Source organism: Streptomyces sp. NBC_00045 (assembly GCF_045041095.1).
Taxonomy (GTDB): Bacteria; Actinomycetota; Actinomycetes; order Streptomycetales; family Streptomycetaceae; genus Streptomyces.
Genome location: NZ_CP108271.1, coordinates 1342382 through 1363038, shown reverse-complemented (window position 1 = coordinate 1363038; position 20657 = coordinate 1342382). Strand labels below are relative to the sequence as shown.

Annotated in this window: 14 protein-coding genes and 1 pseudogene; 9 read left to right on the top strand and 6 right to left on the bottom strand. The window is 73.6% G+C overall.

The features are described from left to right. Position 1: 1 nt before the first annotated feature. Positions 2–463 carry a MarR family transcriptional regulator gene (locus tag OHA65_RS06440; RefSeq protein ID WP_327282145.1) on the bottom strand — a complete coding sequence of 154 codons (462 nt, stop codon included), beginning with the start codon at positions 461–463 and terminating at the stop codon, positions 2–4. 96 nt (positions 464–559) lie between these two features. Between OHA65_RS06440 and OHA65_RS06435 the strand changes: the two genes are divergently transcribed. Both OHA65_RS06435 and mltG read left to right on the top strand, forming a co-directional pair. Further along, the gene (locus tag OHA65_RS06435; RefSeq protein WP_327282144.1) at positions 560–2476 is read left to right on the top strand and encodes an ABC transporter ATP-binding protein; all 1917 of its coding nucleotides are present in this window, start codon (positions 560–562) and stop codon (positions 2474–2476) included. Positions 2477–2539: 63 nt separating this feature from the next. Further along, entirely contained in the window at positions 2540–3445 is a 906-nt protein-coding gene (mltG, locus tag OHA65_RS06430) for an endolytic transglycosylase MltG (protein WP_327282143.1), read from the top strand. Here mltG and OHA65_RS06425 read toward each other — a convergent pair. Further along, positions 3442–4554: an FAD-dependent oxidoreductase gene (locus OHA65_RS06425; RefSeq protein WP_405763378.1), complete on the bottom strand. Its 1113-nt coding sequence runs from the start codon at positions 4552–4554 to the stop codon at positions 3442–3444. The genes mltG and OHA65_RS06425 overlap by 4 nt on opposite strands. A 158-nt stretch (positions 4555–4712) precedes the next feature. On the opposite strand from OHA65_RS06425, the gene OHA65_RS06420 reads away from it, so the two are divergent. Both OHA65_RS06420 and OHA65_RS06415 read left to right on the top strand, forming a co-directional pair. Then, on the top strand, positions 4713–9911 hold the full coding sequence (locus OHA65_RS06420; protein ID WP_405761503.1) for a caspase family protein: 5199 nt from the start codon (positions 4713–4715) through the stop codon (positions 9909–9911). Beyond that, on the top strand, positions 9908–10765 hold the full coding sequence (locus tag OHA65_RS06415) for a hypothetical protein (RefSeq protein WP_327282141.1): 858 nt from the start codon (positions 9908–9910) through the stop codon (positions 10763–10765). The genes OHA65_RS06420 and OHA65_RS06415 overlap by 4 nt, the downstream gene beginning before the upstream one ends. A 16-nt stretch (positions 10766–10781) precedes the next feature. On the opposite strand, the gene OHA65_RS06410 is transcribed toward OHA65_RS06415, so the two are convergent. Together OHA65_RS06410 and OHA65_RS06405 are read right to left on the bottom strand one after the other, a co-directional pair. Then, complete coding sequence (locus OHA65_RS06410) at positions 10782–11459, bottom strand: HAD-IA family hydrolase (protein WP_327282140.1); 678 nt, start codon at positions 11457–11459, stop codon at positions 10782–10784. A gap of 46 nt (positions 11460–11505) precedes the next feature. Continuing rightward, positions 11506–11985: an Lrp/AsnC family transcriptional regulator gene (locus OHA65_RS06405; RefSeq protein ID WP_229342613.1), complete on the bottom strand. Its 480-nt coding sequence runs from the start codon at positions 11983–11985 to the stop codon at positions 11506–11508. Between the two features lie 127 nt (positions 11986–12112). Here OHA65_RS06405 and OHA65_RS06400 point away from each other — a divergent pair, with 127 nt between their 5' ends. From OHA65_RS06400 to OHA65_RS06390, 3 genes are read left to right on the top strand one after another with little or no spacing between them, the layout of a single operon-like run. Next, positions 12113–13816: an SDR family oxidoreductase gene (locus OHA65_RS06400; RefSeq protein WP_405761500.1), complete on the top strand. Its 1704-nt coding sequence runs from the start codon at positions 12113–12115 to the stop codon at positions 13814–13816. Further along, complete coding sequence (locus tag OHA65_RS06395; RefSeq protein WP_329312879.1) at positions 13813–15189, top strand: deoxyribodipyrimidine photo-lyase; 1377 nt, start codon at positions 13813–13815, stop codon at positions 15187–15189. Before OHA65_RS06400 ends, OHA65_RS06395 begins: the two co-directional genes overlap by 4 nt. A gap of 45 nt (positions 15190–15234) precedes the next feature. Beyond that, complete coding sequence (locus OHA65_RS06390) at positions 15235–16272, top strand: MerR family transcriptional regulator (RefSeq protein ID WP_405761496.1); 1038 nt, start codon at positions 15235–15237, stop codon at positions 16270–16272. Here OHA65_RS06390 and OHA65_RS06385 read toward each other — a convergent pair. Both OHA65_RS06385 and OHA65_RS06380 read right to left on the bottom strand, forming a co-directional pair. Beyond that, positions 16199–16843, bottom strand: a complete 645-nt coding sequence (locus OHA65_RS06385) for an RNA polymerase sigma factor (RefSeq protein ID WP_405761494.1) — start codon at positions 16841–16843, stop codon at positions 16199–16201. The two genes, OHA65_RS06390 and OHA65_RS06385, sit on opposite strands and share 74 nt — an antisense overlap. A 160-nt stretch (positions 16844–17003) precedes the next feature. Next, positions 17004–17525: pseudogene (locus OHA65_RS06380) on the bottom strand (DUF1275 family protein); the annotation flags it as partial. 175 nt (positions 17526–17700) lie between these two features. On the opposite strand from OHA65_RS06380, the gene OHA65_RS06375 reads away from it, so the two are divergent. Next, positions 17701–18294, top strand: coding sequence for a histidine phosphatase family protein (locus OHA65_RS06375; RefSeq protein WP_405761491.1), 594 nt, complete (start codon positions 17701–17703; stop codon positions 18292–18294). A gap of 61 nt (positions 18295–18355) precedes the next feature. Next, complete coding sequence (locus OHA65_RS06370) at positions 18356–20596, top strand: FUSC family protein (RefSeq protein WP_405761489.1); 2241 nt, start codon at positions 18356–18358, stop codon at positions 20594–20596. Positions 20597–20657: the final 61 nt, after the last annotated feature.

The following is a 20657-nucleotide window of genomic DNA, read 5'->3' as shown; positions in this document are numbered from 1 at the left end:
CTCAGCAGCGGCGCTCCGCCGGGGCGTCGGTCAGAGCGTTCAGCAGGCCGCCGAGCACGTCACGCTGCTCGGCGGTCAACGGAGCCAGGATCTCCTCTGCCGCGTCGGTTCGCGCGTTGCGCAGCCGGCGCAGCGTGGCGCGGCCCGTGTCCGTGAGCTCGATCCGTATGACGCGCCGGTTCGCCGGGTCGGGCGCGCGGCGCACGCACTCAGCGGCTTCCAGGCCGTCCACCAGCGTGGTCACGGCCCGGGGCACGACTTCCAGGCGGGCGGCGAGGTCCGCCATCCGGGGCGGCTGCTCGCCGTCGTAGTGCGAGACGAGGCGCAGGAGCCGGCTCTGGGCGGGGGTGATGCCGAGCGGTTCCAGATGGCGCTTCTGGATCCGGTGGAGCCGACGGGTCAGCCGCAGCAGCTGCTCGGCGAGCACGCCGTCCGTGCTGTCGGTTTCGGAAGCGGTCCTCATACTGGGGAACAGTACCAGGACCAGATTCATTGTGAGCATAGGTAACAATGAGCTATGCTCATTCGAGTCTTGTCAGGTCTCGCCAGAAGGAGGCCCATGCGCCCCGAAGAGCCGAAATGGACCCCATCGAAAGAAGCACTCGACCCCAACCGCCCCGCGCCCGACGAGCAGCCGCGTGAGCTGCGCCGGATCGTGGGTCTGTTCCGCCCCTACCGGGGCCGCCTCGCCGTCGTCGGACTGCTCGTCTGCGCCTCGTCGCTCGTCGCGGTGGCTTCGCCGTTCCTGCTGAAGGCGATCCTGGACGTCGCCATCCCGCAGGGGCGTACCGGGCTGCTCACCCTGCTGGCGTTCGGAATGATCCTGACCGCCGTCGTCACCAGCGTCTTCGGCGTGCTCCAGACCCTGATCTCCACCACCGTCGGCCAGCGCGTCATGCACGACCTGCGCACCGCCGTGTACGCCCAGCTCCAGCGGATGCCGCTGGCCTTCTTCACCCGCACCCGGACCGGCGAGGTGCAGTCCCGCATAGCCAACGACATCGGCGGCATGCAGGCGACCGTCACTTCCACCGCGACCTCTCTCGTCTCCAACCTGACGGCAGTGATCGCCTCGATCGTCGCGATGCTGGCACTCGACTGGCGGCTCACCCTCGTCTCGCTGCTCCTGCTGCCGCTGTTCGTGTGGATCAGCCGGCGGGTCGGCCGCGAGCGCAAGAAGATCACCCTGCAACGGCAGAAGCAGATGGCCGCCATGGCCGCGACGGTCACCGAATCGCTGTCGGTGAGCGGTATCCTGCTCGGTCGCACCATGGGCCGCGCCGACTCGCTGACCCGGTCCTTCTCCGACGAGTCCGAGAGGCTCGTCGGCCTTGAGGTGCGCTCCAGCATGGCCGGGCGCTGGCGCATGTCCACCATAGGCATCGTCATGGCCGCCATGCCCGCGCTCATCTACTGGGCCGCCGGCATGGCGCTCCAGTCGGGCGCCCCCTCGCTCTCGGTCGGCACCCTCGTCGCCTTCGTCACGCTCCAGCAGGGCCTGTTCCGGCCCGCCGTGAGTCTGCTGTCGACCGGAGTGCAGATCCAGACCTCGCTCGCCTTGTTCGGCCGGATCTTCGAGTACCTCGACCTGCCGGTGGACATCACCGAGCGCGAGGACGCGGTGCGCCTGGACCGGGCCAAGGGCGAGGTCCGCCTGGAGGACGTGCACTTCGCGTACGACGCCAAGCACGGGCCCACGCTGGAGGGCATCGACATCACCGTCCCGGCCGGCGGGTCGCTCGCCGTGGTCGGCCCGACCGGCTCCGGCAAGAGCACCCTGAGCTACCTCGTGCCTCGGCTCTACGACGTGACCGGCGGCCGGGTCGCCCTTGACGGGGTGGACGTGCGCGACCTCGACTTCGACTCGTTGGCCCGCTCCATAGGCGTGGTGTCCCAGGAGACCTACCTCTTCCACGCCTCGGTCGCGGACAACCTCCGCTTCGCGAAGCCGGACGCCACCGACGAGGAGATCGCCGAAGCGGCCCGGGCTGCCCAGATCCACGAGCACATCGAGTCCCTGCCCGACGGATACGACACCCTGGTCGGGGAGCGCGGCTACCGCTTCTCCGGAGGCGAGAAGCAGCGCCTCGCCATTGCCCGCACCATCCTGCGCGACCCGCCGGTGCTGATCCTCGACGAGGCCACCAGTGCCCTCGACACCCGCACCGAGCATGCCGTGCAGCGGGCCATCGACAACCTGTCCCAAGGCCGCACCACGATCACCATCGCGCACCGGCTCTCCACCGTCCGCGATGCCGACCAGATCGTCGTCCTGGACAAGGGGCGGATCGCCGAGCGCGGTACGCATGAGGAACTGCTGGAGGCGGACGGCCGGTACGCGGCCCTGGTCCGCCGGGACCGGGAAGCCGCACTCCCGCCGGAGGTAGCCACGACCCGGGTCGTCCGCGAGATATCGGTGGCCAAGGCCGACGGGCCGGCCGAGGGGACCGCGCAGCCGGCGCCGGTAAAGGTGTGATCATGTGACGGACGCGCGGGGGTGATGTCGGGAATATCCCGCTTCGCGGGTTAGCGTGCCTGCATGCGTCATGAGTACCGGCCGCCACGGCGTCGTTCCCGGCTCACCCGCCGGGGCCGTCTGGCGCTCTTCCTCGGCATGCTGCTCGCCATCGGTGCGGCCGCACTGCTTCCGCTGCTGCGGAGCGCGGAAGCTCCCGAGAAGCCGCGCCAGTTGACCATTCCCGAGGGCTGGCGGGCGCCGCAGGTGTACGCGGCGATCGACCGCGAGCTGAAGCTCCCGGCAGGTTCCACCAAGGCGGCCGTCCCCACGGCCGGTCTGGCCCTTCCCGCGGAGGCGAAGGGCAACCCAGAGGGCTTCCTGTTCCCGGCGACGTACCCGGTGACATCGAAGTCCACGCCCTCCACCGTGCTCGCGTACATGGTGCAGACGGCCAATCGGAAGCTCGCGACCAAGACCGTCGCCGACGGTGCCAAGGCGCACGGGATGACCCCCTACCAGACGGCCACGCTCGCCAGCATCATCGAGGCGGAAGCCGAATCCCGAGCCGACCAGGGCAAGGTCGCCCGGGTGGTGCACAACCGGCTGGCGCGGTCGATGCCCCTCCAGATGGACTCCACCATCAACTACGCGCTGAACCGCAGCACGGTGGACACCAAGCTCAGCGAGACCCGGATCGACAGCCCCTTCAACACCTATGAACGCCAAGGGCTCCCGCCGACGCCGATCGACAGCCCCGGCCTGGAGGCCATCGCCGCTGCCGTCGCGCCGACGCCCGGTGATTGGCTGTTCTTCGTCACCGTGAAGCGTGGGGACACCCGTTTCTCGGCGACGTACGAGGAGCACAAGAAGCACGTCGCGGAGTTCAACCGCATCCGGGCCGCTGCCGGTGCCAGTTCAGGTGCCAGTCCAGGCGCAGGGGCCGGTGGCCATGCCGCGCGCGCCCAGGCGGGCCCCCGCGCCGGCTAGACGTAGCGGGTGGCGGCCCGGTCGCGGCCGCCGTCGGCGCTGGCGGAGCCGCCGGTGCCACGGCCGAGCAGGCGGCGGATCCCGCGGGCGGCGGCTCCGCCCGCGCGGTTGGCGCCGATCGTCGATGCCGACGGGCCGTATCCGACCAGGTGGATCCGCTCGTCCCGGACCGCCCGGGTGCCCTCGACCCGGATGCCGCCGCCGGGTTCGCGCAGGTGCAGCGGGGCCAGGTGGTCGATGGCGGCCCGGAATCCGGTGGCCCACAGGATCACATCGGCTTCCACCTGCCGCCCGTCCGCCCAGGCGACGCCCGTCGCCGTGATCCGGTCGAACGCGGGCCGCCGGTCCAGCACTCCCGAGGCCAGCCCGGCCCGGACGGCCTCGTTCAGCGGGAGCCCGGTCACGCTGACCACGCTCTGCGGGGGCAGGCCCCGGCGCACCCGCTCGTCGACCAGGGCCACCGCGGCCCGGCCCTCGGCCTCGCCGAAGCTCCCGTCGCGGAACACCGGGGGCCGACGCGTCACCCAGGTGGTCTCCGCCGCCTCCTCGGCCATCTCCAGTAGGTGCTGCACCGCCGAGGTGCCGCCGCCCACGACGATCACCCGCGCCCCGGCGAACTCCTGCGGACCCGGGTAGTTCGCGGTGTGCAACTGGCGGCCCCGGAAGGTCTCCTGGCCCGGGTAGCGGGGCCAGAACGGCCGGTCCCAGGTCCCGGTCGCGTTGATCAAGGCCCGCGCGGACCAGGTCCCGGCCGAGGACTCCACCCGAAGCCGCCCGTCGCCGCCGTCCCGTACGGCGGTGACGTCCACCGGTCGGCGTACGCGCATCCCGAACCGGTCCTCGTAGGCGCCGAAGTACTCGCCGATCACCGCAGAGGACGGCCGCAGCGGGTCGGCGTCCGTGAGCTCCATGCCCGGCAGCGCGTGCATCCCGTGCACCTTGCCGTACGTCAGCGAGGGCCAGCGGAACTGCCATGCGCCGCCGGGACGCGGCGCGTGGTCGAGCACCACGTGCTCGATCCCCGCCCGCGCCAAGTGGTACGCACTGGACAAGCCCGCCTGACCAGCGCCGACGACCACCACGTCGACGGCCTCCGTACCCCGCACCATTTCGTTCACGGTTCTACCAACTTGTTTGCCCGGTGAGATCTTCCCGCCCGCCCGATGGTCCTGCGCGAGGGCGGAGTGCTCGCTAAGGTCGGAGGACGTCAGGGGCGAGCGCGGCGAGCGGCGGGGGCGGCTGGGTGGGGCGACGATTCTTCATCGGCATGGGCAGCGGCAGGTACCTGCACCTTCCCCCCGAAGAGCAGCTCGCCTCCGTCCCCTCCGACATCCGTGAGGTGTCAGCGCTCTTCGGGTCCTTCGGCTACGTCCCGGTCCTCGTCGGACTCGGTGAGTACGACGGCGCTGAGCAGCTGCGCCAGAAGCTCCGCCACTGGTCCGCCGACACCGCGCTCACGGGCGAGGACGTCGTGGTGGTCTACTTCGCCGGACACGGCGCCGTGGAAGAGCGCGACCGGCACTACCTGCTCTGCTGGGACTCGCAGGACGCCAACCTCGCTGCCACTGCCCTGGCCACCGAGGACCTCGTCCGCACCCTCTGCAAGGGCGGCCTGCGCCACCTGCTGCTGATCCTCGACACCTGTTCTGCGGGCGCGGGCAGCGCGGACGCCTCCGCCGTCGCTCTGCAGACCATCGTGTACCGGGGCGCGGCCGCCGACACCTCCGCCGGCCTCTGGTTCCTGGCCTCGGCCCGCCGCAAGGACGTCGCCGACGATGGCGCCTTCGTGGCTGCGCTAGGAACGGCGATCGACACTACGACCGAACGCACCGGACAGCGTCAGCAATACCTTGACCTGACCGAGCTCGTGAAGGCAGTAAACGAACGCTTCGAAGCCGAAGGCCGCGGGCAGCGGGCAGAACTGGCCAGTGGCCTGGTCACGGGTCTCGCGCCCTTCCTCGCCAACGTCGGCTACCGCGAAGAGTTACCGCCGCTCGGTACCGACCTGGAGGTCCAGCGTCGCGTCGTCGCCCGCGACCTCAGCGAGCACTTCGGCCCCCGCTCGCGCGGCGTGGAGTTCGAGTCCGAGCAGGGCCTCTACTTCAGCGGCCGCGTGACCGTGCTGTCCGAGCTGGTGGGCTGGCTGACGGCCTCCGACGGCGACGGGCGGGGACGGGTCGTCACCGGCAGCCCGGGATGCGGCAAGTCCGCGGTCCTCGGCCGGATCGTGGCCCTTTCCGACCCGGCGTACCGGGCCCGGCTGGACCTCACGGGCGGGGATCCGCGTACCGTCGTCCCCGAGCGCTGTGTCACCGCCGCCGTACACGCCCGTCACAAACGGCTCGAAGAGGTGGTGGACCGGATCGCCGCCGCGCTCGGCACCGAGGCCGACGGCGCGGCCGCCCTGCTCCAGGAGCTCACCCGGCGCGGTCGCCAGGGGCCGCCGTTGATCATCGTCGTCGACGCCGTGGACGAGGCCGGCTCGGACACCGCCGCGGACGCCGGGGGCCACGGTGAGCCCCGCCGGATCACCCGTGAGTTGCTGCGCCCCATGTCGGAGATCCAGGGTGTGCGCCTGCTCGTCGGTACCCGGCACGAGCTCGTCACCCCGCTCGGTCCCACCTTCGTCTGCATGGACCTGGACCGCGAGGAGTACCGGGCCGGGCGCGAGGACGTCACCGGGTATGTGGCCCGGGTCCTGCTCGCCGCCGAGGAGGCCGACGTACGCACCCCCTACCGCGGTCGTCCCGAACTGGCCCGGGCGGTGGCGCGCGGTGTGGCCGACAAGGCCGCCGGGGTGTACCTGTACGCCCGCACCACGGCCCGTACGCTGCGCTCCGACGAGACCGCGGTCGACATCACGAAGCCGGGCTGGGCCGAGGCACTGCCCAGCGAGGTCGGCGAAGCCTTCGACGACTACCTGGCCCGCTTCGGCCCCGACGAGCCCCGGGTCCGGCGGATGCTGCTGGCGCTGGCCTTCTCGGAGGGCAAGGGGCTGCCGCGAGGTCGGGTGTGGACCGCACTGAGCTCGGTGATCTCCGGCGTGCCCTGCGAGGAGCAGGACGTCAGCTGGCTGCTCGACGTCGCGGAGGCGTACATCGCGGAAGTCGTGGACGACGACCGGCGCTCGGTGTACCGGCTCTACCACAAGGCCCTGGCCGAGCACTTGCGCGCCACGGCCGACCGGCCGCCCGCCGAGATCCAGCAGTCGGTGGTGGACGCGTTGCGGTCGCTGGTTCCCGGAGCGGCCGAGGGACACCCGGACTGGTTCGCCGCTGTGGCGTACGTGCGCCAGCACTTGGCCACGCACGCGGCGGAGGCGGGCCGGCTCGCCGAGCTGGTCGAGGACCCCGGCTTCCTGCTGGCCTGCGAACCGCTGTCGCTCCTGCGGGCGTTCGCCGCCATCGAGGGCGAGGGGGCCCGCCGGGTCCGGGGCGCCTACGAACAGGTCGCCCACCGGCTCACCGCCGACCGCCCGCTCGGCGAACGCGCCGCCGACCTCCAGTTGTCGGCCCGGCGCTGCGGGGCGGACCGGCTCGCCGACAGGGTGGAGGAACTCGCCGTCATCCGGCCCTGGTCGGCACGCTGGGCCTGGTGGTCGACGAGCGGGGTCCACCGGCTGCTGGCCGGGCACGCACGTACGGTGGCCTGCGTGGCGGTCGGCCTCCTTGACGGCCGCCCCATCGCCGTCACCGGCAGCATGGACCGCACGGCCCGCGTCTGGGACCTCCAGGCGCAGCGTCAGATCGGCGATCCGCTGCCGGTCGGCATCGCTGTGAGCGCCATCGCCATCGGTGAACTGGGCGACTACACCGTGGCGCTGACGGGAGGAGACGACGGGGTCGTCAGGATCTGGGACCTTTCCGCCGGCCAGGAGTACGGTGCGCCGCTCACGGGCCACACCAACCGCGTCGAGTCCATCGTGGTCGGTGCGGTGCGCGGTCACCCAGTGGTGCTGACCGCCAGCGCGGACGGCACCGCCCGGGTGTGGGACCTGGTCGAGCGCCGCCAGCTCGGGCGTGATCTCAGCGCCCACCGCCGCTCCGTGCGCGCGGCGGACCTGGGCGAGCTCGACGGCCGGCCCATCGCCGTCACCGGTGGCGAGGACAAGGCCGTCCACGTCTGGGACCTCTCCGGGATCCTCGACGGCGGTGACGCCCGCCTCGACGGCAGCCCGCTGATCGGCCCGGCGATGGCGGTCACGGCGGTGTGCGCGACGGAGCTCGACGGCCGGACCGTGGCGCTGGTCGGCGACGAGGCGGGCATGCTCAGCCGCTGGGACCTCGCCGAGCGCCGCCAGATCGGCGAGCCGGTGATGGCGCACGTCCACATCACCCGCAGCGGGGTGTTCTCCGCTTCGGTCGGCGGACTCCGGGGCAGGCCCGTGGCGTTGACCAGCGGCACCCGCAGCGCCCGCCTGTGGGACCTGCGTACCCTGCAACCCCTCGCCCATCAGCTGCGCGGCCATGTGGAAGACATCAGGGCTGCGGCGCTCGCCCATCACGGCGAGGCCGCGTTCGCGGTGACGGTCGGCGACGACCGGACGGCCCGGATTTGGGACCTGACGGCGGACCAGCCACCGGAAGGCCACACCCAGCCCGTCTCCGCCATCGCCTTCTGCGCCGGGCCCGGCCGCCCGTTGGCCGTCACCGGGAGCGAGGACGGCACGGCCCGCGTCTGGGACCTGCACACCCGTGATCAGCTCGGCGCCCCGATGGAGGGCCACACGGGGCAGGTCACGGCGGTGGCTTGCGAGATGGTCCACGTCCGACCGAGGGTGGCCACGGGCGGTTCCGACACCACCGTCCGCCTGTGGGACCCGCTGCGCGGTCCCGGCGGGGACCTGGTGTTGGCCGGGCACACCAACGCGGTGCGCTGTCTCGCCTTCGGCGAGCTGGACGGCAGGTCCGTCGTGGTCAGCGGCAGCGAGGACGGCACGGCCCGGGTCTGGGACGCCGCCTCCGGTACGCCCGTCGGCGTCCCGCTGGCCGGTCACGTGGGCGGTATCCGGCGCCTGGCCGTGCGCCGCGCGGGGCGCGGGATGGAGATCGTGCTGTCCACCTCCCTGGGCCACGCCTACCTGTGGCAGCTCACAGCTGACGGAGCCGCCCCCGCCGCCCGGAGAGCGGCCCACTTCGAAGTCATGGACCTGACCCTGTCCGCCCGGATCGTGGGAGTGGGCTTCCACCACTCGCGCGCCGTCGTCCTGGCCTCGCTCGCGGGGAACAACGTGCACGTCCACGACGTGGCCGACGGGAAGCTGCTGGCGGGACCCTTCCGCGGTCACACCGGATTCGTGATGGCGGGCACCCTCGGGCAGATGGGGGGAGAGTCCGTCCTCGCCACCAGCGGCCTCGACAACGCGGTGCGGATCTGGAACGTGGAGACGGGGGCCCCGTTCGGACCACCCCTGGAGGTGTTCTGCTCGCGGGGCCCGCTCGGCGCCGACACCCCTCCGGTCTTCGGCCATTCGGGCGGGCTGCCCGTCGTCATCACCGCCGGTTCCTTGGACGTGCGGGTCTGGGACCTCGCCGCCCTGCACCCGATCGGAGAGCCGCTGTGCGGAGTGGAACAGACCCTGGTCTCCGCCGACATCGTCGCCGGTGAGCACGGTCGCGATCTGGTCGTGACGGGAGGGCTCGACGGCGCCGTCCGCGTCCATGACTTGGCGGACGGCCGGCAGGTGGCGCCGCAGTTCACGTTCGACACGCTGGCCCTCAGCCATGTCACGGCGGACCGCCCGGGCGGGAACACCGTGGTGGTACGGAGCAGCTGGATGTACACGGACGTGTGGACCCTGGAGCCGCGCCGCCGGCTGGTGAAGCGGCCCGGTACCTCGCTGCGGGCCGCGACGTACGCACTGGGCGACCGCCGGATCGTGGTCTCGGTCTCCGGCGACTTCGCCCTGCACGCCTGGGACCTGGAGACCCAGTCGCCGCTCGGCGTCCCCATGACCGGCCACACCTCCGTCATCACCGGGCTGCGCACCGGTCTCGTGGGCGGGACGCATACCGTCGCCAGCAGCTCCTACGACGGCACCGTCCGGCTCTGGGACCTGGAGACGGGCCGCCCGCTCGCCGAGCCGCTCGGCGGACACGAGCTCGGTGCCACCGGACTCGAACTGGCCCGGGCGGCGGGCGAGGACCTCGTCGTCACCGGATCGGGCGACGGCAGCCTGCGCGTCCACACCTACCAGGGCGGCTGGCGGCTGCGCACGGAGCTGCCGCCGTTCTCCGCCGTGGTCGGCGCCATCCGCGTCATCGACGTCCGGGGCGTCGCCACGCTCATCGCCGCCGACCAGCACGGTCTGATGCGGGTCTGGGACTTGGCCCGCCCCGGCAGCTGGACGACGGAGATCCACATCGGCAGCGGCATCAACGGGTTCACCGTTGACCACGCCGGACGCGTCTGCGTCGCCACCGACATGGGCGTCGTCGCCCTCAGCCTGACGGAGGTCCGCCCGTGAGCCGCATCGTCCTCGTCCACGGCATCGCCCAGGAGGTCCTGGGCCCCGAGACCCTGCTCGCCGAGTGGTATCCCGCGCTTTCCGACGGCCTCAGCCTGGCCGGGCACCCGGGCGTCCCCCGCGAGGAGGTCGCGATGGCCTTCTACGGAGACCTGTTCCGACCCACCGCCCACCGCGGCCTCGGTGCCCCGGACCTCGACGCGGGCGACGTCGAGGACGGGATCGAGCGCGAACTCCTGCTCCGGTGGTGGGAGTACGCCGCCACTCTGGAGACCCGGGTCTCCGGCCCGGGCGACCGCACCCGGCTGCGGACCCCGCACCTTGTCCAGCGGGCTCTGGACGCGCTCAGCCACTCCGCCTTCTTCGCCGGGATCGGCGAACGCCTGATGATCGGCGCCGCCCGCCAGGTCCGGCGGTACTTCACCGAGCCCGCGCTGCGTGGCGAGATTCAGGGGCGCCTCGCCGCGGCCGTCACGGACCGGACCGAGGTGGTCGTCGCGCACTCCCTCGGTTCGGTCGTCGCGTACGAGACCCTGTGCGCGAGCCCGGACCGGCCGGACGTGTCACTGGTGACCCTGGGATCCCCGCTCGGGGTGCGGAACCTGATCTTCGACCGGCTCCGGCCCGAGCCCGCCCGGGGGCGGGGCCGCTGGCCCGCGCCCGTGCGGCATTGGACCAATGTCGCTGACCGGGGCGACGTCGTCGCGCTGACCAAGGAGCTCGGACCCCGGTTCGGGGAGCGGGTACGCGACGTGCCGATCCACAACGGGGCCCGGGCGCACGACGTACGGCCCTACCTGACGGCGGCGCCGACCGGCCAGGCGATCGCCGGAGCTCTGATCGGCCCGCGGTGATTTCGGCGCGGGTGCTTCAGACGGCCGGGTGCTCGCAGAGCCACGCGTAGGCGGTCTCCGCGGTGAACTCCGAGTGCCCGGAGCGGAAGAGCAGGGCGGCCGTCGCGAATGCCGGGTCGTCGGCGGTGGTGGGGACGTACGGGATCGCCATGCAGGCCATGCCGGCCGCGTGGGCTGCCTGCGCGCCCGGGGCTGCGTCCTCGACGACCACGCAGTCGGCGGGGGCCGCGCCGAGCCGGCGGGCCGCTTCGAGGAAGACGTCGGGGGCGGGCTTGCCGTGCGGCACCTCCTCGGCCGAGACCGCCGTGGTCAGCAGCGCGTCCAGGCCCGTTCCGGCCAGCACCGCGTCGATCGCCTCGCGCGAGGACCCGGACGCCACCGCCATCGGGACGCGCTCCGTGTGCAGCCGCTCCACGAACCTGCGCATCTCGGGGAACGCCTCGGTCCCGGTCCGGGCCAGCTCCAGATAGGCGGCGTTCTGCTCGGACAGGAGCTCTTCCACCGGCTCCGGGATCCCGTACCGGTCCTTCAGGACCTCCAGCGTCTCCAGCGTGCTGATGCCGATGAAGCGGGCGTGTTGTTCCCAGGTGAAATCGGGGATTCCGTGCCGCGCCAGGGTCCGCCGCCCGGACTCGTAGTAGTTCGGTTCGCTGTCCACGAGGGTGCCGTCGAGATCGAATATGACGGAAATCATCCGCTTTGCCCGTCCTGCCGGTCATGAGCCTGTCCTGGCCATCCTGTCAGGGTTTGCGTGCAGCCCGTCCCACGGACTCGACCAGCGGCAGCAGCCGGTGCGCGACGCGCTCGCGCAGCGCCACCTCCGTACGGGTGCGGACCACCCCGGGCAGTCGGATCAGCCGCTGGATCACGTCCTCCAGGTGCGCGTTGTCCCTGGCCGCCACCCGGGTCAGCAGGTCCCCGCCGCCCGTGATCGAAAAGGCCTCGATGATCTCGGGAACGGCGGCCAGCGCCTCGCCGACCTCGTCCAGGTGCCCCTGGGTGACCTCGATGTGCACGAAGGCCAACACCGGATGCCCCAGCGCCGCGGGGGAGAGCACGGGACCGGTTCCGGTGATCACCCCGGTGCGCTCCAGCCGGTCCAGCCGGGCCTGGAGGGTGCCCCGCGCGACCCCGAGGATCCGCGCGTACTCACGGACGCTGGTGCGCGGCTGCTCGATCAACAGACGCAGGATCCGGGTGTCGAGTTCGTCCACCGCCATGTCGCGACTGTACCAATGGCCCAGTGGAGCGCCTTTTCGTCCCGGTGCATCCGCAACGGTCCCTGCGCGGGAATCCCCTGTGGGGGCGCCGCCTGCGGAACCGCACGTACGAGGAGCGGAGACAGCGATGAAGGCCACCACCGGTCTGCACTGCCTGGTCACCGGGGCCACCGGTTACATCGGCGGCCGCCTGGTGCCCGAGCTGCTCGATGCCGGACACCGCGTCCGCTGTCTGGCCCGGTCCCCCGAGAAGCTGCGCGACCACCCCTGGGCAGGGCGCGCGGAGGTCGTCCGCGGCGACGCCACCGACACCGGGTCCGTCGCGGCGGCCCTGCAGGGCATCGACGTGGCCTACTACCTCGTCCACGCGCTCGGCGGGGGATCCGGGTTCGAGGACCGCGACCGCGCCGCCGCCCACATCTTCGCCGAACGAGCACGTGCGGCCGGAGTGCGCCGCATCGTCTACCTCGGCGGGCTCACCCCGGTGGACATCCCGGTCCGCGAGCTGTCCCCGCACCTGCGCTCCCGCGCCGAGGTCGGCGAGATCCTCCTCGACTCCGGGGTCCCGACCACCGTCCTGCGCGCCGCCGTCATCATCGGCTCCGGCTCGGCCTCCTTCGAAATGCTGCGCTACCTGACCGAACGGCTGCCGATCATGGTCACGCCGAGCTGGGTCGGCACCCGGGTCCAGCCCGTCGCCGTCCGCGACGTGCTGCGCTACCTCGTGGGCAGCGCCGCCATGCCTGCCGAGGTGAGCCGCGCCTTCGACATCGGCGGCCCCGACGTGGTCACGTACGAGGTGATGATGCGCCGCTACGCAACCGTGGCGCAGCTACCGCCGCGCTTCATCCTGCGCGTCCCCATGCTCACGCCGCGGCTGTCCAGCCAGTGGATCGGCCTGGTCACTCCCGTACCGCCCGCGCTCGCCCGGCCGCTGGCCGAGTCCCTGCGCCACGAGGTGGTGTGCGCCGAACACGACATCGCACGGTACGTCCCCGATCCGCCCGGCGCCCCGATCGGCCTCGACCTGGCCCTGTCCCTGGCCCTCCAGCGGGTGCGCGAGGCGAACGTGACCACCCGCTGGTCCTCCGCCGGGTTCCCCGGCGCCCCCAGCGACCCCCTGCCCACCGACCCGGACTGGGCGGGCGGCAGCCTCTACACCGACGAGCGGGAGCTCGCCGTCGACGCCTCGCCCGCCGCGCTGTGGCGCGTGGTGGAGGGCATCGGCGGGGAGAACGGCTGGTATTCGTTCCCCCTGGCGTGGGCCGTACGCGGCTGGCTGGACCGGCTCGTGGGCGGCGTCGGCATCCGGCGCGGCCGACGTGACGCGGCCCGGCTGCGGGTGGGTGACTCACTCGACTTCTGGCGGGTGGAGGAAGTCGTACCGGGCAGCTTGCTGCGCCTGCGCGCCGAAATGCGGCTGCCGGGCCTCGCCTGGCTGGAGATGTACGCCGATCCGGCCCCGGGAGGCGCCCCGGCTCCGGGAGGCGCCCCGGCTCCGGCACGGGGAGCCCGATACCGGCAGCGGGCGCTGTTCCATCCGCACGGGCTGCTCGGCCACCTCTACTGGTGGAGCGTGTCGCCGTTCCACGCCGTCGTGTTCGGCGGCATGGCCCGCAACATCGCCCGCGCCGCGAGCCACCTGGACGACGAGGCCGCCACAGTCCGGGACACCGGATCCGCGGCCACCGGATCCGCGACCACCCCATCCGAGCCGGCCGCGTCCGAGCCGGCCGCGTCCGAACCCGCCGCATCCGAACCCGCCCCACAGGGCGAAGTAGTGGCTGACGACCGTCCCCCCGGACCGGAAGCGGAGCGAGAGAAGCCATGAACGTCGCGGTGGTGCTGTACACCTCCGACCTGCGCCTGCACGACCACCCGCCGCTGCGTGCTGCGCTGTCCTCCTGTGACCGGGTGGTGCCGCTCTTCGTCCGCGACCGCGCCGTCGACGCGGCCGGCTTCGCCGTGCCCAACCGGCTGGCCTTCCTCGCCGACTGCCTGGCCGACCTCGACGCCGGGCTGCGCGAACGCGGCGGGCGCCTCGTGCTGCGCTCCGGCGGCGCCGTCGACGAGGTCTGCGCCCTCGTCCAGGAGTGCGACGCCGACGAGGTCCACATGGCGGCCGGGGTCAGCGGCTACGCCCGGGCCCGCGAGGAGCGGCTCCGCGCCGCCCTCGAAGCCGAGGGCCGGCGGCTCTACGTCCACGAAGCCGTGGTCACGGTCGCCGCCCCCGGGGCCGTGCTCCCCGCCGGATCCGACCACTTCGCCGTGTTCACCCCGTACTTCCGCCGCTGGAGCGAACTGCCGCCCCGCGCCCCCGTCGCCGCCCCCCGCTCCGTGCGCGTGCCCGACGGGATCGGCTCCGACCCGCTGCCCCGGCGCGAGTCCGTCACCGGTGTCTCCCCGGGCCTCGCGCGCGGCGGCGAGCGCGAGGCCCGCGAGCTCCTGACGCGCTGGCTGCGCGCGGGCCTCTCCCGCTACGAGGACTCCCACGACGACCTGGCCGGCGACGCCACCTCCCGGCTCTCGCCGCACCTGCACTTCGGGACCCTCTCGCCCGCCGAGGCCGTCCACCGTGCCCGCGCCGCCGCCGACGGGCCCGGCGCCGAGGCCTTCGTCCGGCAGATCTGTTGGCGCGACTTCCACCACCAAGTGCTCGCCGCCCGGCCCGAGACCGCCGTACGGGACTACCGCGACCGCCGGGACCACTGGCGCACCGGGGCTGCCGCTGAGGAGGAGATCGAGGCCTGGAAGGACGGACGCACCGGCTACCCGGTGGTCGACGCGGCCATGCGCCAGCTCCGCCACGAGGGCTGGATGCACAACCGGGGCCGGCTGCTCGCCGCCAGCTTCCTCGCCAAGACCCTGTACGTGGACTGGCGGATCGGCGCCCGGTACTTCCTGGACCTCCTCGTGGACGGGGACCTCGCCAACAACCAGCTCAACTGGCAGTGGGTCGCCGGGACGGGCACCGACACCCGGCCCAACCGCGTCCTCAACCCGGTGCGCCAGGGCCTGCGCTACGACCCCACGGGCCGCTACGTGCACCGCTGGGTGCCGGAGCTGGCCGGGCTCGACGCCCCGCAGGTGCACGAACCCTGGCGGCTTCCCGGGCTGGAGCGGGCCCGCTACGCCTACCCGGAGCGGATCGTCGAACTCGCCGACGGGCTCGACCGGTTCCGGCGGGGACGGGGCGGCGAATGAGCCTGCTGCCGGGCCGCGGGACCGTATCGTGAGCAGGTGGACCGCGTGCCCCAGACACCCCAGCCGACACCACCCCAGCCGACACCACCGCAGCACCAGCAGCCCGCCGCCGCGCTGAGCACCGGCGCGGTCGCCCGCCGCCTCGGGGTGTCACCGACCACGCTGCGCTCGTGGGAACGCCGGTACGCGATCGGCCCGGCCCACCGCGAGGCCGGGCGGCACCGCCGCTGGACCCCGCGGGACATCGCCCGGCTGGAGCTGATGTGCCGGCTCACCGCCGACGGGGTGCCCCCGGCCGAGGCGGCCCGGACGGCCCTCGGCGGCGCCCCCCGAACCCACCGCGCCGAAGCGCAGGCACCGCCGCCGACCCCCGGCGGGCCCAGCGCCCTGCCGCTGGGGGCGGTCCGTCCGGAATGCCGGGGGCTCTCCCGGGCCGCCGTACGCCTGGACGCGCCGACCGTGGCCGACCTGCTGGAGGCGGCCCTGGCCGAGCACGGCCTGGTCACCGCCTGGGAGGAGGTCATCGCACCGACCTTGCACGCGGTGGGCCGCAAATGGGCCTCCGCCGGGGAGCGTTACGTGGAGGTCGAACACCTGCTGTCCTGGCAGATCTCCGCGGCGTTCCACCGGATCCGGCCCGTGCCGGAGCCGCCCCGGACCCCGCCCGTACTCCTGGCCTGCGTCCCCGGGGAGCAGCACAGCCTGCCCATCGAGGCCTTGACCGCCGCCCTCGGCCAAGGGGGCCTGCCCGCCAGGATGTTCGGTGCCGCGCTGCCCGCCGAAGCCCTGCACGACGCCGTGCGGCGTACCGGCCCGCGGGCCGTCGTCCTGTGGGCGCAGTCCCGTACGACCGCGGACCCGGCCCTGGTGCGGTCGGTGGCCGGCATCGAGTGGGGCCTGCGCGGCGCCCGCGCCCACTCGGTGGTGCTGCTCGCCGGACCCGGTTGGAGCTCGGACGCGCCGGCCCCGCGCACCGAGCGGTTGTACGGGCTGCGTTCGGGCCTCGCGGTCATCGAATCGCTGGCACCGCCGCGGGCAGCGACCGGCGCAGCTGGTGCAGAGCCCTCCGCATATGGCTCTTGACGGTTCCCAGCGGCAGCCCGGTGCGGTCCGCGATCTGCGTCTGCGTCAGGTCCGCGTAGAAGGCGAGGCGCAGTACCCGCTGCTGTTCGAACGGCAGCCTGGCCAGCTCCCCGAGGATCACGACCCGGTCCAGGACCTGCTCCGACTCCTGCCGCGGCGGGTTCCCGGGGCGGCCGGTCGCACCGGGGGCCGCGCCCGCGGCGGCCGCCGCCCGGTTCCGCCGGGTCCGCGCTTCCAGGGCGTCGGCCACCTTGTGACGGGTGATGCCGGTGATCCAGGCACCGAGCCCGCCGGGGCCGGGCCGGTAGCGGCGCCGGCCGTTCCAGGCGGCGAGGAACACCTGCTGGGTGACGTCCTCGGCTTCCCGTTCGTCGCCCAGGGACCGCTGGGCGAGCGAGTGGACCAGCGGCCGCCAGCGCCGGTAGACCGCCTCCATGCAGCGCTCGTCGCCCGCTACGAAGCCCGCCGCGAAGCCCGCTGTGAAGCCCGCGGTGGAACCTGCCGCGGAACCCGCCGCCGCATCCGACGCGGGCCCCCGCGCGACACGCTGTCCACGCTCCTTCTCGTCCATGGCCCGAGCCTCGTCACCCCGCACCCGACCGGCCACTCGCAGCGTTTGCGCATCGTTTTGCCGCCGCGCCGCACCCCGACCTCTCAGAGCGCGTGCAGCCGGGGCCGGGGCAGGTAGGGCAGCGCCAGCGCCACCGTGCCCGGCACCGCCAGCAGCCCGTTCACCGGCCAGCCGGCCCGCACCAGCAGCGCGCCCGCCAGCCCTCCGGCGACATCGCGAGGACGGCCGCGGCCCGCCGCACCCAGGCCGCCGTCCCGTACCTGAAGGCGCTGTCGTGCCCCAGGGCGAACCTCCGAGGAAGGCGGTCATGGAGCGGGTGACCGGCGTGGTCGGCAGCCCGGGCACGTTCACCCGCATGCTCGTGACGTTGCGCATCCCCATCGACGCGGCCAGCAGCGCCGCCACCGCCATGTGCCGCCCGGTCGGCGCCCCCGTAGCGCGGCGCCAAGCTCCACCCGGTGCCCGCCGCGGCCAGGATCAGCCCCGCCTCGATCGCCAGGCCGATCACGAACCAGCGCCGCCCGAGCACCTCCGAGAAGGCTTCGAGCCGGGCCCCACCCACCGCCCCCGCGGCGAAACCGGCCAGCGACACGGCGGGCGCCAGGGCGGGCAGGCTCCCCTGCCGCGCGGCCCCGAACGCAAGGAACAGCACGGTGCCGGTCGGCATCGCCGTGAACACCGGTCCGAGCGAGCAGACTGACCGCCTCGATCATCCCGGTCACGGCGGTCAGGGCGACCAGCAGCACGGTCAGCGGCGGCGGCCGCAGGGGATGCGGTCTCACGTCCATGACGCCCGACAGTGACATGCGGTGCGGATCCTCCGGCGCAGACATGCCGGAAGGCTTAGGGTCCGGAGAATGAGCGACCTGCTGCTGGTGAGGCACGGAGAGACGGCATGGAGCGCCACCGGGCGCCACACGGGGCGGACCGACGTGCCGCTGACCGCTGCCGGCGTCGAGGAGGCCATCTCGCTGTCCCCGTACTTCCGCGACCGGCACTTCGCCCTGGTGCTGACCAGCCCGCTGCGCCGCGCCGTCGCCACGGCCGAGCTCGCCGGACTGACCGGCGGTGTCACCGACCCCGACCTGTACGAGTGGGACTACGGCGGCTACGAAGGCGTCACCACGGCCGAGATCCAGCGGACCCGGCCGCACTGGTCCCTGTGGACCGACGGCGTCCCTCCCGGCGACGCCGAACACCCCGGCGAGGACGCCGCCCAGGTCGGAGCCCGCGCGGACCGCGCCCTGGCCCGGGCCGCCGAGGTGCTCGCCGAGGACCGCGGCGACGCCGTCATCGTCGCCCACGGCCACTTCCTGCGCGTCCTGACCGCCCGCTACCTCGGCCTGCCCCCGCAGGACGGCCGGCTCTTCCTGCTGCGCACCGGAACGGTCAGCATCCTGTCCACCGAACACGGACTGCCCGTGATCGCGGGCTGGAACACCCGCCCCTGAGCTCCGGGGCCCGCGGCGCCCACGCCGAGAGCCGCGCCGCATCCCATGGGATTCTGAAACCGTGCGAGTCCTTGGGGAACTCCGTACGGGCACCGGCGCCCTGCCGGCGGCCGCACGCCGGGCCGTCCGGACCACGTTCGCCGCATGCACCGGCTTCTACCTGTTCCTGTACGGACTCGGCCTGCCCGTCAGCGCCACCTACGCCCTCTTCGGCGCCGTCTCCCTGGCCGGCCTCTCCCGGATCCCGGGTACCGGCCGCCAGCGCGCCGCGGTCATGGTCAGGCTGCTGCCGGTGGCCTGCGTCCTGGTGATCCTGGGCACCTTCCTCGCCGTGCGGACCTGGAGCGCCGTCCTCGGGATGGCCGTCATCGGCTTCTGCGTGGCCTTCTCGGCAGCGGCCGGACCCCGGCCGGCGGGCGCCGCAGCAGGGCTACAGTTGCTGTACATCCTGCCGAGCTTCCCGCCGTACGCCCCGCACACCCTCGACGAGCGGCTCGGCGGCACCCTCACCGGCCTCCTGCTGCTGATCCTTGCCGAGGCGTGGGTGCTGCCGGACCCCCGGGTGCCGACGTACGCGGAGCGGGCCGCGGGGTCCGTGGCCGAGGCGGCCCGCTGCGCCGCCGCCCTGGAGCGGCCGCCCTACGTCCTGACCGGTTCCGCTTCCGACCGCGCCCAGATGGCCGCCGAGGCACTGCGGTCCTCCCGGGTCCCGGAAGCGGAACGCCCCGCCGGGCCGGGCTTGCGCGAGCGGGCGCTGGCCCACACCGGGCTGGCCGCACGCACCCTGCTCTCGCGGCTGCGCAACCTGCCCGCACCGCCTCCCGGACGGGAGCCGCGACGGGCCGGACTCGACCTCCTGGGCGCGGTCCGCGAATCGGCGACCGGAAGCTCCACACTGCTGCGCGACGGACGGCGGCCCGTCGCGAACTCGACGGAACTGCTCCGCCTGCGCGCCCGGAACTCGCGCACGCCGGCCGAGCTGCCCGAGTCCCGCCGCCGGCAGGCCGCGCTGCTGGAGGTCGCGGACGCCGCGGTGGCGCTGCGCGCGGCGGCGGAGATCGCCGTGGAAGGGCGCGGCGCGCACCCGCAGGGGGACGCGGCGGACCGGTTCTGGTACGTCCGGCAGAACACCGTGCAGCTGTGGTGGCACCGGATCGCCGCACACACCGGGCCGCGGTCCGTGCACTTCCAGAACGCCGTACGGATCGCGCTGGCCCTCGCGGTGGCCCGTACCGTGGCCGGGCTCGACTCCCTCCCGCACGGCTTCTGGGCGATGCTCGCGGTCATCAGCCTCACCCGGACCACCGCCGTGCAGACTCGCGGAACCGTGCGTACCGCGCTGATCGGCACCTCCCTGGGCGCGCTCGCCGCCGGTACCGTGCTCGCCCTGACCGGCGGGGAGACCCTGGTGTACGCGATCGTGCTCCCGCTGCTGATGCTGTTCACGTTCACCATCGGGCCCGTGCGGGGCGTGGGCTGGGCGCAGGCGCTGTTCACGTTGGTCGTCGCCGTCGTCTTCGCCCAGCTGTCCTCGGTCACCTGGCAGCTGGCCGAGGTGCGCTTCCTCGACGTGACCATCGGCAGTGCCATCGGGATCGTGTGCGGGATCCTGGCCTGGCCGCGGGGGGCCCACGACGAACTGGGCCGGGCGGTGGCCGGACTGCTGCGCGCCTGCGCCGACGACGTCGAGTCGACCACCGCCGTGGTCACGGCGCCCCGGGGGCACGCGCAGGTCCCGGACGCGGAGCACCGGGTCCGGATCACGCTGGTCATGGCCGAGTCCGCCTACGCCCAGTACCAGAGCGAGACGCAGCGCCCGGCCGGGCGCTGCCCGGACTGGCAGGCCACGGTGATGACCGGGCACCACGTGCTCTGGGGCGCGGGGCGGGTCCTGGGCAGTGCGGACGGGAAGCCGCTCGCGCGCAGCGAGGCGGCGCAGCTCGGTGACTACGCGGCCCGCGTGGCGGCGGGACTGCGCCGGGCGGCGGTGGCGGCTGACGCCCCGCACAAGAGCGTTGACGGGAACGATGACGGGACCCGTGACGGGATCCGGGACAGGACCGGTGACGGGACCGGTGACGGGACCCGCGACAGGATCGGTCCGGGCGGGACGACGGGCACGCCGGGCAGTCCCGGGGCCGCAGGACCCGGGATGCCGGAGCTGCCCGGATCCGCCGAGGCGGCGCCGCCCGACGCCGGGCTCCTCTACTTCGCCACGACGGCCTGGCTCGACTCGCTGACGGCGGACCTGCGCACCATCGAGTCCGGCCGCGCCGCGGCGGCGCCCCACGGCCCGGGGTGATCCGGGCCCCGCCGTTTCCCGGCCGTGCGCCCGGGCAGAAACCCCACGGCGTCCGGGACCG